The following is a 268-nucleotide window of genomic DNA, read 5'->3' as shown; positions in this document are numbered from 1 at the left end:
CAGTAGGTAGAGCAACTGACTTGTAATCAGTAGGTCACCAGTTCGATTCCGGTAGTCGGCACCATTCTTCTTTTGCCTCGATAGCTCAGTCGGTAGAGCAGAGGATTGAAAATCCTCGTGTCGGTGGTTCGATTCCGCCTCGAGGCACCATATTTGGTGCACTTGCTTAAAGCAAGACACAAACAGAATAGTTCCTCCTTAGCTCAGTTGGTAGAGCGACGGACTGTTAATCCGCAGGTCACTGGTTCAAGTCCAGTAGGAGGAGCCA

2 tRNA genes are annotated in these 268 nt (G+C 49.6%); both read left to right on the top strand.

What is annotated here, in order from left to right:
• The first annotated feature begins 74 nt into the window (after nucleotides 1-74).
• A tRNA-Phe gene (locus tag VCHENC03_RS18585) sits at nucleotides 75-150 on the top strand.
• Nucleotides 151-192: 42 nt separating this feature from the next.
• Nucleotides 193-268: transfer RNA gene (locus VCHENC03_RS18590), tRNA-Asn, on the top strand.

Origin of the sequence: Vibrio sp. HENC-03, from assembly GCF_000305755.2 — a bacterium.
GTDB classification, from domain to species: Bacteria; Pseudomonadota; Gammaproteobacteria; order Enterobacterales; family Vibrionaceae; genus Vibrio; species Vibrio owensii.
The sequence above is the reverse complement of the archived record's forward strand: the minus strand, read 5'-3'. Positions and strand labels throughout refer to the sequence as shown.